This window comes from Vibrio sp. 1457, assembly GCF_033340195.1.
Taxonomy (GTDB): Bacteria; Pseudomonadota; Gammaproteobacteria; order Enterobacterales; family Vibrionaceae; genus Vibrio; species Vibrio alginolyticus.
In genome coordinates, this window is sequence record NZ_JAWOWA010000008.1 from 117,222 (window position 1) to 132,655 (window position 15,434).

General features: G+C 46.9%; 8 protein-coding genes and 1 riboswitch. Of the genes, 4 read left to right on the forward strand and 4 right to left on the reverse strand.

What is annotated here, in order from left to right; genetic code table 11:
- Positions 1-3: 3 nt before the first annotated feature.
- The 3 genes from recD to recC form a co-directional block, all read right to left on the reverse strand.
- Complete coding sequence (recD, locus tag R7Z41_RS10855; RefSeq protein WP_005391718.1) at positions 4-2,151, reverse strand: exodeoxyribonuclease V subunit alpha; 2,148 nt, start codon at positions 2,149-2,151, stop codon at positions 4-6.
- Positions 2,151-5,825 (reverse strand): exodeoxyribonuclease V subunit beta, encoded by a 3,675-nt coding sequence (gene recB, locus R7Z41_RS10860; RefSeq protein WP_005391717.1) that lies wholly within the window; start codon positions 5,823-5,825, stop codon positions 2,151-2,153. Before recB ends, recD begins: the two co-directional genes overlap by 1 nt.
- A 327-nt stretch (positions 5,826-6,152) precedes the next feature.
- Positions 6,153-9,644, reverse strand: coding sequence for an exodeoxyribonuclease V subunit gamma (recC, locus tag R7Z41_RS10865; RefSeq protein WP_206970644.1), 3,492 nt, complete (start codon positions 9,642-9,644; stop codon positions 6,153-6,155).
- 252 nt (positions 9,645-9,896) lie between these two features.
- Between recC and R7Z41_RS10870 the strand changes: the two genes are divergently transcribed.
- Positions 9,897-11,720 carry a DUF3413 domain-containing protein gene (locus tag R7Z41_RS10870; RefSeq protein ID WP_031780218.1) on the forward strand — a complete coding sequence of 608 codons (1,824 nt, stop codon included), beginning with the start codon at positions 9,897-9,899 and terminating at the stop codon, positions 11,718-11,720.
- A gap of 75 nt (positions 11,721-11,795) precedes the next feature.
- Here the strand turns inward: R7Z41_RS10870 and R7Z41_RS10875 are convergent, their stop codons facing one another.
- Positions 11,796-12,770, reverse strand: a complete 975-nt coding sequence (locus R7Z41_RS10875) for a TDT family transporter (RefSeq protein WP_005391714.1) — start codon at positions 12,768-12,770, stop codon at positions 11,796-11,798.
- A gap of 109 nt (positions 12,771-12,879) precedes the next feature.
- On the opposite strand from R7Z41_RS10875, the gene R7Z41_RS10880 reads away from it, so the two are divergent.
- The 3 genes from R7Z41_RS10880 to R7Z41_RS10890 all read left to right on the forward strand — a co-directional run bounded on the left by R7Z41_RS10880 (position 12,880) and on the right by R7Z41_RS10890 (position 15,418).
- Complete coding sequence (locus tag R7Z41_RS10880; protein WP_005391712.1) at positions 12,880-13,806, forward strand: LysR substrate-binding domain-containing protein; 927 nt, start codon at positions 12,880-12,882, stop codon at positions 13,804-13,806.
- Positions 13,807-13,934: 128 nt separating this feature from the next.
- A complete protein-coding gene (locus tag R7Z41_RS10885) occupies positions 13,935-14,234 on the forward strand; it encodes a YebG family protein (RefSeq protein ID WP_005380208.1) in 300 nt (99 codons plus the stop codon).
- A gap of 156 nt (positions 14,235-14,390) precedes the next feature.
- A riboswitch (Fluoride riboswitch) is annotated at positions 14,391-14,466 on the forward strand.
- A 259-nt stretch (positions 14,467-14,725) separates the two neighbouring features.
- On the forward strand, positions 14,726-15,418 hold the full coding sequence (locus R7Z41_RS10890) for an iron-sulfur cluster assembly scaffold protein (RefSeq protein ID WP_005391710.1): 693 nt from the start codon (positions 14,726-14,728) through the stop codon (positions 15,416-15,418).
- Positions 15,419-15,434: the final 16 nt, after the last annotated feature.

Below are 15,434 nucleotides of genomic sequence, written 5' to 3' on the forward strand. Positions count from 1 at the left end.
GTTTTAGTTAGTAAGCCGCTGTACTAACCCACTCGCACGAGTGGTTTTCACCTTAATGCCTCGCTTCAGAACATTAAGTTCGGCGTAAAGAGCTAAACGCTTTTTCGCGCGGGTAATGCCTGTGTAAATCAACTCACGGGTTAATATCGTGCTAAAGTCTGGTGGCAAAATCATCAGGGTGTAATCAAATTCACTGCCTTGCGATTTATGGATGGTCATAGCGTAAGCCGTTTCATGTTCAGGTACTCGGCTTGGCAAGACCGATTTCACACTGCCGTCAGGTAACTCGAAAAAGACTTTCAAACGCGGTTCTTCTTCACTGTCATCTCGCATGCAAATACCAATATCACCGTTATACAAACCTAAACCGTGATCATTACGCGTAACCATGACGGGTCTGCCGTGATACCAAATTTCATCCTGAACTTGAATGAACTTGCGCGCCGCGAGCGCTTTCTCGATGCGTTGGTTTAGCCCAGCCACACCGAAGTCACCTTCACGGATCGCGCACAGCAATCGGCATTGGTTGAAGGTATCTAACACTGCTTTGGCTTTGTGCGTTAGCGACTCTAGCTCTCCGGTTTTAGGATCGGTTTCCTGTTGTCCAATGCGTTTGAGGTAACGACCGTATTCCTGCACCAACGTCTGCATCATTTGGTTGTAATGTTGACTACTTAGCGCGAAATGTTCGATGTCAGAAAAGTCACGCGCCCAGACGTTATCTACGCTCGCAGCAGAACCTGAGTTAACCGCTTTTGCCAACTGACCAATGCCTGAGCGAGCGTCAAATCGGTAGCTCTTTTGCAGCATACATAAACTATCGGCAATGCTAGATGCACTGTTACCCGTATGGGCTAAAGTATCGAAACCCGTCAGTTTTGCGATGGCTGACGCCTGCTCTTTGCCATAACCCAATGCATGGAACGAACAGATATCACCCAACACAGCCCCAGCTTCAACTGAGGCAAGTTGATCTTTATCACCTAACAAAATCAGCCGCGCATGTTTCGGTAAGGCATCGACCACTTTGTACATCATTGGTAAATCGACCATCGACGCTTCGTCGATAACTAAAATATCCAAATGCAGTGGATTTTGCTTGTTGTGACGAAATTCTGCACTATTAGGAATCGCGCCCAGCAACCGATGTAAAGTGCTCGATTCAGTCGGAATTTTGGCTTTTAGCTCCGGAGAAACTGGCAGTTCTTGCACCGCTTTACCAATGGACTCGGTTAATCGCGCCGCCGCTTTCCCCGTCGGGGCCACCAGCTTGATGGTTAGATTTTTCTCTTGCGTCGCCTGTTCAATCAAAGCAGCAAGCAATTTGGTTACTGTCGTCGTTTTACCCGTACCAGGGCCACCAGAAATCACAGCAAATCGACGAGTTAACGCAACCGCCGCCGCGACTTTTTGCCAGTTCACACAAGCTGAGAGTGGCACGAGTTCATCCAGTGTTTGCAAATCTTGAACCTTGCGCGCATTGCTAAGCACGGAATCAATCGCGTGCCAATCCAACGATTCGCTTGCGACCACATCAAGGTGATCACACACCAATTGTTGACGCAACACTTGGTTGCTGCTTCCCGCTTCTACTGCTTTGCCCAACGCGTTAAACAGAAAATGGTATTGGCGTGCGAACAGATGGTTGAGCAACTCCGATAATCGCGCAAACTCTTGTGGTTGCAAGTTAACTGCGGCGCCCAGCTGATTGAGCTTTTCCGCCAGTGTCACTTCATAATGCCAATAGCGATGCAGATACAGACGCTCACCATCGAACATTAAAGGCAAGGCTTCTCCTTGCGCGCCGACCACGCTGGAATTTTGTAATACTTGAATCCAGTCTATGCCTTGCAACTGTGTGTTAAGCGCCAATGCCGACTCACCAAACAGCCCTAGCTTACTGGCTAAATCCGTAGTTTGCCCTTGTGCATCGCACAGAGACAGACAGATATGTCCTTTACCAAGCTCACTACTGACAACACCAGCGATAAACGCCAGTGCTTGGCTGTCCGACTGTTCATCATGCGTTTGAGAATCAATAAAACAGGCGAATTGGTAGTCGAGCTGACGAATAGCACCTTTGTGCGCCAAGCGTTCCAACACTACCAATAGGCTATCTTGGTCAGAATGAAGATTGTGATTTGTCGTCATTAAAGTAGCTCCATCTGCCCGGCTTGAGTTGAGCGCGTTTCGAGTGCTTGACCATCAATCAAACGATCCATCTCTTGTAAGAACTCGAAAGTTGGTTTCGCGGCAAAAATGCCGTGGTCACTCTGCCCATCCATGCCGCGCAAGAACAAGTAATACACGCCACCGAAGTGCTGCTCATATTGATAATTCGCCAATCGGCTGCGTAGGAAACGATGCAGTGCTAACGCATAAATCTGGTACTGCAAATCGTAGCGGTGATCCGCCATCGCCGATTTCAGAGCCTCACCATGGTATCTCGTCACATCGTCGCCAAGATGATTCGATTTCCAGTCAAGCACGTAGTATTTACCTTGATGTTCAAACACCAAGTCGATAAAACCTTTGAGCATGCCTTGCACGGTTTGGAAACCTAAATCCCCCGCTTTCGCCGACAACGGATCGTGACGTTGAATGACTCGGTTTAACGCCGGTGCAGACAAAACTTCAATCGGCAGCAAAAACTCCATCTCCACCAAACGTTGCGACGGTGCTTTTTGATTCAGCAGCAAAGACTTACCATCCAACGGCGTTGCGAGTACGGTATCAATCAATTGCTGTAAAATGGGCAACCACTCTTCATCGAGCTGTTCGCTTTCCATCAAGCCAAGGATGATTTGTGTATTCTCTTCCGTCGTGGCTGGCTGAGTAAATTCAATTTCCTCAAACAGGCTGTGCAGGAACGTACCCGGACGCGCACCACGAGGGAAGGTAAAAATCGAACGCTCTGGCTCCACCAAATCCGCTTCGTCTTGTTCTTCAGATGAGTCGATATCAAAACCTGTAATCTCAATCGTGGCATCATGCTCGGCGTGATGAGAGCCTTGCTTGACCAAGCCAGAATAACTGGTGATGCGCCAGTTTCTGTCGATAGGGTTTTGCAGTTCTTTCGCACTAAGATCGTGTATTTCTTCTTGTGGCGCTACGTACTTATCTTCGAGTTGCTGCGGCGGATCGGCCACAACGACACAATCAAGCTCGTCTTGTTGCTTTGTTAAACCTTGGTGCAAATCGTTAATGCCACCTTCTTGACCATTTTGAATCAAATAGCCAATCGCACTGCGGTGTACACCAGTTGGCTCTTTGGTCGAACGGCCATTGCGCAACGGTGAGGCACCGATAAAACACGCATAAACAGCACGCGTTAGTGCCACGTATATCAAGCGTAAGTCTTCCGCCAAACGCTCTTTGTCCGCTTGCTTCATGGACGCATCGTTGCCAGTGATATCCAGTACCGTGCGGTCATTGGCTGCATCGTAATATTTGGCTTCACTGGCTTCTCGATAGCTGAACACAAACGGCAGAAATACGAGGTCATACTCCAAGCCTTTTGATTTGTGAATAGTTACGATCTGCACTAAGTTACGTTCCGATTCTAAACGTTGGATTTGGTCATCACTGCCACCCAAACCGTTTTCCGCATCACTGATAGACTGAGCGAGCCAACGCAGCAGACCGTGGTCGCTATCCAGTTCATTACTGGCTTGTTGAAGCAGTTCACCGATGTGCATTAAATCGGTAAGCACTCGCTCACCATTCTCACCTTGTGAACTCGCACCTTCTTCTAGTAATCGCTCGGCAATATGGCGTTTGCTGATCACCGCGCGTAACATCGGCAGCACACCACGCTGAACCCAAAGTTTGCGATATTCTTTGAATTCGTTTACGACATTTTCCCACACTACTTCATCGTTATTAAGCGCATCCAAACTTGCTGCATCGAGGGCAAATAGCTCAGAGGCAAGACTTGCACGCAGCGCACGATCATTTTCTGGAGTCAGCACCGCTTGCAGCAAACGCTGTAAATCCTGCGCCACTGAACTGGTAAACACACTGTCTCGGTTAGACAGGTACACGCTGGCAATGCCTTGATCAGCCAACGCTTGTTTGATCATGCGACCTTCGCTACCTGTTCGAACCAACACCGCAATATCGCCCGCTTGAACCGCTTTCTGTTTTTCGCCATTCACCAGACACGCTTGCCCCTGTTGAGCCTGCGTCAAAATAGTTTGGATTTGGCTTGCGGTCGCCTCTGCCATTCGAGTCAAATACTCGCCTTTTGGTAGCGGTTTATCGTCCGCTTCTTGCAACCAATAAGTCAGCGCCGGTTGCTTTTGGCCACCCATAGTCCAAATGCGTTTTTCGGCATTGGGACTGTACCTAACGGGTAAGAACGGAATATCCGAATCATAGATAAATGGACTGTCTGGCAAAGCAAATACTTGGTTTACCGCCTGCACCATATCTGCGCTAGAACGCCAGTTGGTTCCTAACGTGTAGTGGGCACTTACTTGGTTACGCGCTTTGATATAAGTGAAAATGTCTGCGCCACGAAAGCCATAAATCGCCTGCTTGGGGTCCCCGATCATAAACAAACCACATTCCGGGTTGTTCAGATAAATACGGCTGAAAATACTGTATTGAAGCGGGTCGGTATCTTGGAATTCGTCAATCATTGCGACGGGATACAAAGTACGAATACGCGCCGCTAAAAGCTCGCTTTCGTCCGTATCGATAGAAGCAGAAAGTTGCGTCAGCAAATCATCGAAAGAGAGCCACTGTTTTTGATTTTTCGCGTTAGCCAGCATCACTCGACAATGTTCAATTGCATGAGCAAGCAGTGGCGCTTTTAAGCTGATTGGGTTGGCAAGAAATGTTTCAATGACTTCAAATACTGCATGCTGCGGCGCACTGCCTTTCGGTGTTTTTTCCAACAAGACGTTTTGCGCGAATTTCTCCAGCTTGTCTGGATAATCGTAACCTGTAGTTTCCGTTGCCGCCCAAGCGTTTACCGCCTCCAACCACGTCGGCAGAGACTTTTTGGTATAGCTACGTTTGTTAATATCTGAATCTGAAATTAGCGTTAAGAAGTCATCTTGGCTTTCTCGCCACTGTGCTTTTAATCCATCAATTTTTTTCAGATTTTCAGTATGAAGATCAGCCAAACTGCCTTTCATTGCTGGAACAGAAAGGCTTAACGGCGCACCGGTTAAGTAATTGCTGATGTCAGACAACAACGCAGATGGAGAGCCCCATAGCTGGCGGATTTCTCCCGCCAAAGTAAATGGCAATGGGTAGAAATTGCGGCGCCAGTAATCGGCTACAACTTGCGCTTTTAGGTGGCTTTCATCGGTCACAAACTCGTTATTAAATCGGCTGCCAGATTCAAACGCATTTTGCGTTAGCATACGTTGGCAAAAACCGTGAATGGTGTAGACCGCCGCCTCGTCCATCTGACGCTCTGCCTGCAATAAAATTTCTGCGGCTTGCTTGTGATCGTCAAACTCATTAAGCAAAGGTTGGATCACCGGATCGGAACTCTGTCCACGCGCAAACGCGATTCGCGCATCATGGATTCTTGCCCTGATACGATCGCGTAATTCCGCAGTTGCCGCTTCGGTAAAGGTTACGACCAGAATTTGGTCGACCGTAAGCGGTACGCGATGTCGAGTTTCCGCGCTGCCATGACCAAGCAAAAGACGCAGATATAAACCTGCAATAGTGAAGGTTTTACCTGTACCTGCTGATGCCTCGATTAACCTCGCACCATGCAGAGGAAACGTCATCGGTTCTAGTGGCGTTGGTTGAGGCTGCTCTGTACGGTCTAACGTATGTAGAGGGCACTCTACACCTGACATTTGATCCATAACGCTGAATCTCTCCGGATTATTTACTAGGACGTATCACCTAATAAATGTGATCTATAGTTAAAAATTCTATTAATATGTTTAACAAGTTGGATAATTTAGAGCTTTGTGAGATCTTTCTCACGGTTATCCATAAGACGTACCGTTAGTATGCGCCCCACGAGATAAGCCAAACCCTTTTGGCGGCACAACTCAAATGAATTAAACAAAAGTATCATGGTCCCTCTGACCTTGTGGCCGTACAGCGAACGCCCTACAAAAAATAATGATTTTCTGGCGGCCACCCTACTCTTCCTTCTCTTTATCCAACTGTCTTTATTACGCTTTTACGTCATCAGCGTCTTGAACCGCTAAGCGCGCACCTTGCAGAACTAATGCTGTCAGCAAACGAACTTCTGAGGCCAACTCATCATTCCAAGCAGGCCAAATTCGAGAGATGTACGCATTACTGCCTTCGCCCGGGCTCATGAAGCCATCATTGAATGCGTCAGCCATTTTCTTCAAAGATTTCTCTTCGTCATCTACCCACTGACCGCGGCTAAAGCCCGCTTCAACACAAGCCAACGCCGTTTTCGGGAAATAAGGCAAAGGCTTAGTCATGCCTTCGAAGAACAAGCGAACCAATTCAGTCAGTAGCTGTTTGGCATACTGCACATCGGCAATTTCTGGGTAGATCAAATGCAGCGCGCCTTCTTTACGATCGTAACCAATGATGTGAGTTTTCTTAGCATGACCCGACGCCGACATGGCAAGGTGATCGATCCACGCTGCAAGGTAATCCTGCGATCGAATCTTACCGCTTCGATAGCGAATCAAACCGGATTGGTAGCATTGAGTTAGCCAACCTGTTAGGCGAACGTTTTTCTCTTCGCCTTCATTTCGCTCAAACAAGGAATCAAACGTCAGGTCGATTTCCAAATCGTCTTGAGGCGCACCAGATAAAAACGCCAGTTTATCCACCAGCTCTTCCGCCTGAACTCGGTTGGTTTCAAATTCGATATCACCAAACGCCCCCACCGGCAGTTTGCCTTGCGCGCGCTGTTGACTCATAAAGTGTTTAAGCACCTCTGTTTTTTTCTCTGGCTGCATCAATGTCGCTTCAAGCAAGGTTTCTAACAGCTCATCACGCATTTGATAGCTTTCCAAACCACCTAAAACAAAGGGTTCGTCGTCTTCCATCACCGGTAGTGGCGGTTCAAAGGTTACTTTTAAACGACGATTGAAAAAATACTGCACAGGTAAGCGCCAGAAACGTTGCAACTCGACTAAGTCGAGCTCAAGTGGGAACGTCGCTCCTAACAGATAGTCGTCTAATGCCCGATTAAAATCACGACGAACATAGCCTTGCGATTGACTACTTTGAGTCAATGCCGCTGGAATCCACTCTTTCGCGTAGCTGGCGTGCATGCCTTGGAACGCACTTGGGCTAAACGGCACCATGGCGTGGGTATTCACCAACGCATTTAATAAGTTGTCGCCAGACTCATCAACGGGCAACGCTTCATCACCACTTAAACAATAGTTTTGGTGGCAGTATTCCATCAGCTCAGAAACCAGAACCGAAGGCACTCGCTCGGTATTGTCTTGGATTGAACGGCCAACATAACTGATGTAGAGCGTTTGTTGTGCAGACAACATCGCTTCGAGGAATAGGTAACGGTCATCATCTCGGCGCGAACGGTCGCCCGGTTTGGTTCTTCCTGTCATCAAGTCAAAGCCTTCTGGCGGCATGGAGCGTGGGTACACGCCGTCATTCATCCCCAGTAGACAAACGGTTCTAAACGGAATAGAGCGCATCGGCATCAGGGTACAAAAGTTCACTTGACCAGCAAGGAAGCGCTGGCTGACTCGTGTGCCAGATAATTTGTTTTGAAGGTATTGGCTGATGATCGACGGCGATAACGCATCATCAAATGCGGCATCAGCTAATTGCTCTTTGAGTTGGCTGAGCGTATCGCGAATGGACTTGAGCGCCATTTCGCCTTCTAACTCAACTGAGAAGAAGTCATCCAGCAGTGAAACCAAAGTCTCTCGCCAACCATCGATAGTTTGAACATGAGAAAGTTTGCTTCGATAAGTGCTAATTTGTTGGATAAAGTGTGCCAACTTGCCCGCCAGCTCTGCGCCCATGCCTTGCACTTCGTTGTACGGAGACAAACTGCCTTGCTCGGTTTCAAACAAACCTGCGGATTCTGGCATCGCGTAGCCAAGCAACATGCGTTGAATACCAAATTGCCATGTGTTTTGACGGGTTTCCGGCAGTTCAAATTCGCGTCCGGTATTGGCATCCAATCCCCAGCGAATCCCCGATTCCTCAACCCATTGTTTGGCTTGTAAAAAATCATCTTCGCTGAGTTCAAAACGCTTTAATATCGCCGGAGTTTCCAGAAGTTCGAGTAGTTCTGATGCCAAACAGCGCGTATTGGGTAAGTTCACCAACTGCATAAATGCGGCCAGAATTGGGCTCTCTTGATCGGCGGTTCGGTCAGAAATCGAATATGGAATAAAACGCTCACCCGGCGCGTTACCAAAGACCGCCTGAATCGCAGGGCTGTAAGCGTTGATGTCCGCGACCATCACGATAATATCGCGCGGTTTTAACGTTGGGTCAGCATCGAACATCGCCAATAGTTGATCATGCAGCACTTCTACTTCGCGCATCGGGCTGTGACAAGCGTGTAGGCTCAGTGATTTATCACCCAAGCTAACCACTTGTTTGTGATGACTGTTTTCAATCTGTTGGTCATCTTGATGTTCTTCAAGATTGAGAATATCCGCTTGCAATTGATGGAGCAGACTGTCGCGCTCAACATCAACAAAGGCTTCGATTTCATGAGATTCCAGCTGAGACAACAGATACATATTGTCGCGCCCGAGTTTACCCATGGACGCCAACAGACTGTTTCCGACCACATCGGTGTGCAGCTCATCGATCACATTATCTTCCAATGAACCTTTCAGTTGCTCAGTTTCACCTTGCACTTCCGAGTGATCGTCCTGCCACACAACGTGCTGACGATGTTTCGCCGCCAAACGAGCCAGATATTTGCGATCTCGAACTTCACCCCAATAATAACGACAAGGGTTAGTGAACATCAGATGCACGTCGATGTGTTCACCAATTGCTTTTAGCGCATCCATATAGCGAGGCGGCAACGAAGAAATGCCAAAAACAAACAAACGCTTGGGTAAATGGTCAAAATTGCAGCTAAAACTCTCTAACGTGTCGATAAAGTGCTCATAAAGGTTGGCACGGTGATAAGGAGACTGCCCTAATGACACAGTGTGATCATACAACGCTTGCCATAAGATCGGCTGCCACGGATGCTCATCTTCCAGCTCTGGCACACTCTGCCCAGCTTCCCAACTTGCGATCCATTCCGGACGATACACCAAGTAACCATCGAAAATATCGGCAATTTTCTCAGCCAGCTGATACAGCTTAGAGTGGTCAATGTCATCTTTGAGGTACTGCGCTAACGGCGAAAACACCTCTTGGTTGAGAAACCCCGGCAGCAGATGCATCAACTTCCACGTCATCGCTTCTTTGTTAAACGCACTGCGTTTTGGCACGTCTGGCAACACCTGCGTAAACATTTCCCAAATGAAAGTAGCAGGGAGCGGAAAATCAATGTTCGCGGCAACACCAAACTCTTTGGCCAATTCCATTTTTAGCCACTGGGACATGCCCGGACTTTGAACCAGAATTTGTTCTTTTTCGAACGGGTTTTCCAGCGGACTGATTCGAATCAGTTCGACAAGGAGTGATTTAAGAACGTCAACTTGGTTGGAGTGATAAACAGTAAACAAATTGGGAATACCGAGCGCCGATTGAAACTGTTAGCTAGCTTAGCACAGCCCTATTTAAACCCGCAGTGATCTCGCGTTCGGAAAAAACAAAAGGTTATATATCACTCAAATAGAGTATGAATCTTCTGAATTTTCACATGTCAATCAAGTCTGACACTTCCATACAAAATGTGACATTCGTCGCAACTATTCCATAATAAAAAACACTGTTTTATACTCTTGCTACCTATAATTTATAAATATATAAAAAGTATGTTTCGCAAACTGTCTTCCAACAGCGCTTGGCTGATTGCTTTTTTTGCTTGCTTTACAGTGTACCTGTCGATCGCTTGTTATCCTTTTGTGTTGTCTAACAATCAGAATGAACCACTAACCTTGTTGCAAGGTTACTATTTGGTTTCGACTCAATATGGCTGGCTGGGCTTGATCGCTCTTCCATTTATGTTGTTGAGTTTATTGCTCTCTTTTCTACCGACTCGAGCATTCAAAGGCATCGTGATCGCTATCGCGATCTGTCTATTGATTATGTTTAAAGTCGATATCCTCGTTTTTCAGCAATACAAACTTCACATCAACGCTCTATTAATCCGTATGTTTTTCGAAGGTGGTGATGATGTCTTCGATATTTCGTGGATGAGTTGGCTAATCTTCATCAGTGAAATTGCCGTTCTGGTGATCGGGCTCGCTTGTACCGTTTGGGTAAGTAATCAACTGGCACAAAGCCGAGCTAAGTTCGTTTTGATCAGCGTCTGGTTTGCTGTATTGCTTAGCACGCAGATGATTCATGCGTACAAAAACGCACTTTACGACGATGAAGTCAGTCAGTTTTCGAATAACTGGCCACTTTACTACCCGCTGACGGCTCGTAAATTTATTTACAAACACGACCTAGTGGATGAGAACATTGCATCGAAGAACCGCGTAGAGTTAACCAACATTGAACGTAGCTCACTCAACTACCCGCTTGCGCCGATTCAAGTGCAAAGCAAAGAGAAACAGCCCAATGTTTTGTTTATCTTGGTTGACGCGTGGCGCTACAGTGATGCGACGCCGGAAGTCATGCCAAATGTCAGCAAGTTCGCCGAAAAAACGGTGAATTTCACACAACATATGAGCGGCGGCAACTCAACTCAAGCGGGTATTTTCAGCCTGTTTTACAGCTTGCCAGCGACCTACTGGGAAAGCTTTTACGCAAGTCAACGCTCTCCTGTGTTTATGGATACGCTGCAAGCAGAAGGCTACCGCATGGGCATTTTTGGCTCAGCACCGCTCACCAGCCCGCCACTTTCTCGCACGGTATTCAAAAAAGTGTCGGACTTGACCCTGAAACAAACTGGAGAAACAGCTGTCGAGCGCGATCAGCAGATAACAGACAAGTTCATCGAGTTCCAAAAGCAGGACAGCGACAAGCCGTACTTTGGTTTTCTGTTCTACGATGCCGCCCACGGCACGGTGTTTCCTGAACCTGAATTTGCGAAATTCAAACCATACTGGGAACGCGTTGACCACATTTTGCTCAACAACGATTTTGACGCTTCGCTTTACCACAATCGATACAAGAACTCGTTGTACTACATCGACAGCTTGATTGGTGATGTGCTGAAAAATGTCGACTTAGACAACACCATTGTGGTGATTTCATCAGATCATGGTGAAGAGTTTAACGACCATAAGATGAACTATTGGGGCCACACGGGTAACTACAGTGACGTTCAAGTACATGTGCCTCTTTACGTGTACATGCCAAATCGTCAGCCAGAGCAAGTTGATTACCGCACGACCCATTTTGACGTCGTGCCAACCATGATGAATACGCTGTTTGACGTTCAAGGCACAACGAGTTCATACAGCGTTGGTCATAACTTGTTTGATAGCTCTGCCTCTCGCGATTGGTATATTGCAGGCAGCTACTACAACTATGCATTGGTCGGCAAAGAACTGATGCTTGTGGTCAACCCTGGCGGGCACTCTCAGCAACTGAATCGCCAGTTAAAAGTCGAGAAAGAACAGAAAATTCCTGTCGATATCATTCGTCATTCTCTGGATGAGATGTCGCGATTTTACAAAAAAGGCTAGTGTCCAACATCGACGCCGATTGAAATAAAAAAGCCTCTTGGTTGTAAGACCAAGAGGCTTTTTCCTATCTGCTATTTAAGCGTGATGAGCGTGCATCAAGCGTGGCTGAATCAACAAGTTGTTGATGTATTGTAAGGCCACATAAGAGACAACAAATGTTGCCACAATCAACTCAAGACTAGCTAAGCCTCGCACTTGTTGAACATAGTGCGCAGCCAATCCTTGCAACTCCATCCAATTCGCCATTTTAAACAGCGCCGTCGCACCGATCACCATCGGGAAAGTGAACGCCGCATAGCCTGGGCTAAATGGCAGTCTAAGCAATTTAAAGAATGCGAGGTAAATGATGGCTGTCATCAATACCGCGATACCAAATAGCATAGCGATGATCACTGGTGATGGTGTCGCAGTGACCGTTAAGTACCCTGCCAATGATAGACTTGCTGGTGCCGCCATAATTGCCATTGTTGGTTTCGCTGCATCCGGAATTTCATGGGTAAACATGAAACGGTAAATCATCATCGGCAACATGATCGCGTACGCCACCATACCAAACATCAATGCACCTTGTGCCACTGGTGCTAACATCGGGTTGCCAGAGAAAGACACATCCGCAACGATGATACCCACAGGCGGTACAAACCAACTAGGAACCATGTGGTGCAATTCAAAATCTTTGGCGCGATGGTAAACAAAGCTCACCAAGAATACGATGTGCAAAACCACCGCAATCAGCCAAAGCGCATCGCCAGCTAATGGGTAAAAATGACCGAGAGAGTTCGATACCACCATAGTGCCCATCGCAAATGTCGGAACCACGCTGCCCACAACCGGATGAGCAAGATCTTGTCTCAATAGATGATTATGTAGCAAAAACTTGGTTGCCAATATAGCCAACAATATGCTCGCGATACCCGCACTAATCCACTGTCCGTAGCCATGTAATTCGGCGAAGTTCTCCCAACTCCAGCCCAAGCTTGCAATACCAAGAGCCAAACCCGCCATTGGAGTTGGTGCTCCCATTACTTTTGCTTTTGTTCTTTGAATCATGATGACCTCAACCAGACTCACTCTTGATGGGACGTATAATACGCTTGCACTTCGTTCCGATATATCTAATTATTTAAAACAAACGTTCAGAATTACTTAACGGTGGGGTATGGCAAGTCACATTTCTCTTAAACAACTGAAAGTGTTTACGACGATCACGCAGCACAAAACGCTCACAGCGGCTTCTGATAGTCTCTTTTTATCGAAAGCCGCAGTGAGCATGGCACTCTCAGAATTAGAAAAGCAGATCGGCCATCACTTATTTGATCGTGTTAATAACCGACTGATTTTGAACCAAGAAGGTCAAAAACTACTGCCACTGGCGGATGAATTACTCAACCGAGCCAAGGACATCGAGAGCATTTTCGATGGTGACCAAGCGCTATCGGGCCAACTTCGCATTGGTGCCAGCGACACCATTGGCAACCAAGTCGCGCCCTATTTGCTTAGCGAATTTCGTCAGCAAACGAACCATCGTTCTCAAAGTCTGTTCATTTCTAACTCCGCACAAATCTGCGACATGCTGACCGATTACGAGTTAGACATAGCCCTCATTGAAGGCAAAACACTTCACCCTGAATTGCAGTCTACCCAGTTTAGCGAAGATGAAATGTGCGTGATTTGCGCGCCCAATTCCCCAGCCGCGCACGAAGGGCCAGTAAACTTAACCGAGCTAGAAAACAGTGAATGGATATTGCGAGAGGCAGGATCTGGTTCACGCGAATTTTTTATGCGCGTTGTCGCGCCGCGCTTGGAACATTGGCATGAAGCTTTTCAGCTCAATACCACCGAAGCGTTGATCAACTCAGTATCGGCAGGGTTAGGCTTGGGCTGTTTGTCACGTTTGTCTGCAGAACCTGCTATTCGTGACGGCCGCGTAAAACTGCTCGACATGCCTTTAGATATGAAACGTCGCTTCTGGTTACTGGTTCATAAAGAGAAATATCAAAGCCCATTGCTCAGAACGTTTATCGAATTTTGCCAAGATTGGGAGCGACCAACAAACCTTCCTTTGGCGGACAAATCCGCAAAGTGAAACCAAGATAGTTTAAATGCTAGTCAGTTAGTTGTACGTGTCTCTCATTCTGAGGCTTGTCGCTAGACTTGATTGGTCAAAAACTGTATAAAAAGCCAGTATCAATACACCAAATTAGGGGACCAACCATGGCTGTAATCGTCAAGTACGTGGTAGAACGCAATGGAGAAGAGAAAATGACTTTTACCTCTAAAGCGGAAGCTGACGCATACGACAAAATGCTGGATATGGCAGACGAGTTATTCTCACTGCTGGGTAAAAGTGAACTTCTAGAAGACGAAGGTAAGCAAGAAGATCTTGCAATGTTCCTTGCGCAAAACAAAGAAGAAGTGCTTTACGCTCTTGGTGCAAAACGTAAACCTGCACCAAAAAAAGCAAAGAAGCTTGAAGCTGTTGAAGAAGATAGCGAGCAAGAAGACGCTGCATAAGCCTCTTATTTGTTTAGAAAAAACGTCGCATTATGCGGCGTTTTTTTATTCCTTCCGTTTATCTCCATATATCTCTGAGAATATAAAGAACCGATTTAATATCCCAAATTGCTCTAAATTTCATGTTGCGGATTAGTGTGACTTAGATCTAGTCTAAATGGGTCCGGTGATGGGGCGCCACCGGAATCGAAAGATTCGAACCGCTGTTAAAGCTAATGACTCCTACAGAAACGAAAACAGGTCAGCCCTGTTGGAAGTGCTTTCGCTTATGTTGTGAAAGCAAGAGTTCTGTAGTGAGCAATTCAACTCTTCTCCAACCCCGCTCCTGTTTTCTCAAAAATTAAAAAGATATCCAAAATAGTTGTTAACTCAACAAGGCGACAAACGCATGAACCTCCTGAACATAGTTTTCTATTTGATGGAGCGAATAAGAGCAGTCAACGCCGTTGAGACTGACAAATAGGCTGGATATCGTACACTGGGAAAACATTATGCAATATTCACACGAAATCCAATCAATGTGCCCGATTCAACGCGGCGAGCTTCATGCATCTGCACCGATCCCTGTTGAAGGCGCAATGATCAATCCAAAAGACGTTATCGCGATTTCTGGTCTTAGCCACGGAGTTGGCGCTTGTGCTCCTCAACAAGGCGCAGCAAAACTGACCCTTAACGTCAAAAACGGCATCATCGAAGAAGCTTTGATCGAAACGATCGGCTGTTCAGGCATGACTCAATCAGCAGCGATGGCCGCAGAAATCCTAACAGGCAAAACCATTCTTGAAGCACTGAATACCGACTTGGTATGTGATGCTATTAACGTCGCGATGCGCGAAATCTTCCTTCAATTTGTTTACGGTCGTACGCAATCTGCTTTCTCTGAAGGCGGCTTAGAAATTGGTGCGGCATTGGAAGATCTTGGTCAAACTCAACGCAGCCAAGTGGGTACTAGCTACTCAACCAAAGCAAAAGGCGTGCGTTACATGGAGTTGGCTGAAGGCTATGTAACAAAACTCGCGCTAGACGAAAACAAAGAAGTGATTGGTTACCAATATCTCAACCTCGGCAAGATGATGAAAGCCATCAACGAAGGCGTATCTGCTGCAGAAGCCGCAGACAAAGCGACGGGGACTTACGGTCGTTTTGACGAAGCCGTAACTACCATCAACCCACGCCAACAATAATTGCCACCAAGAGGAA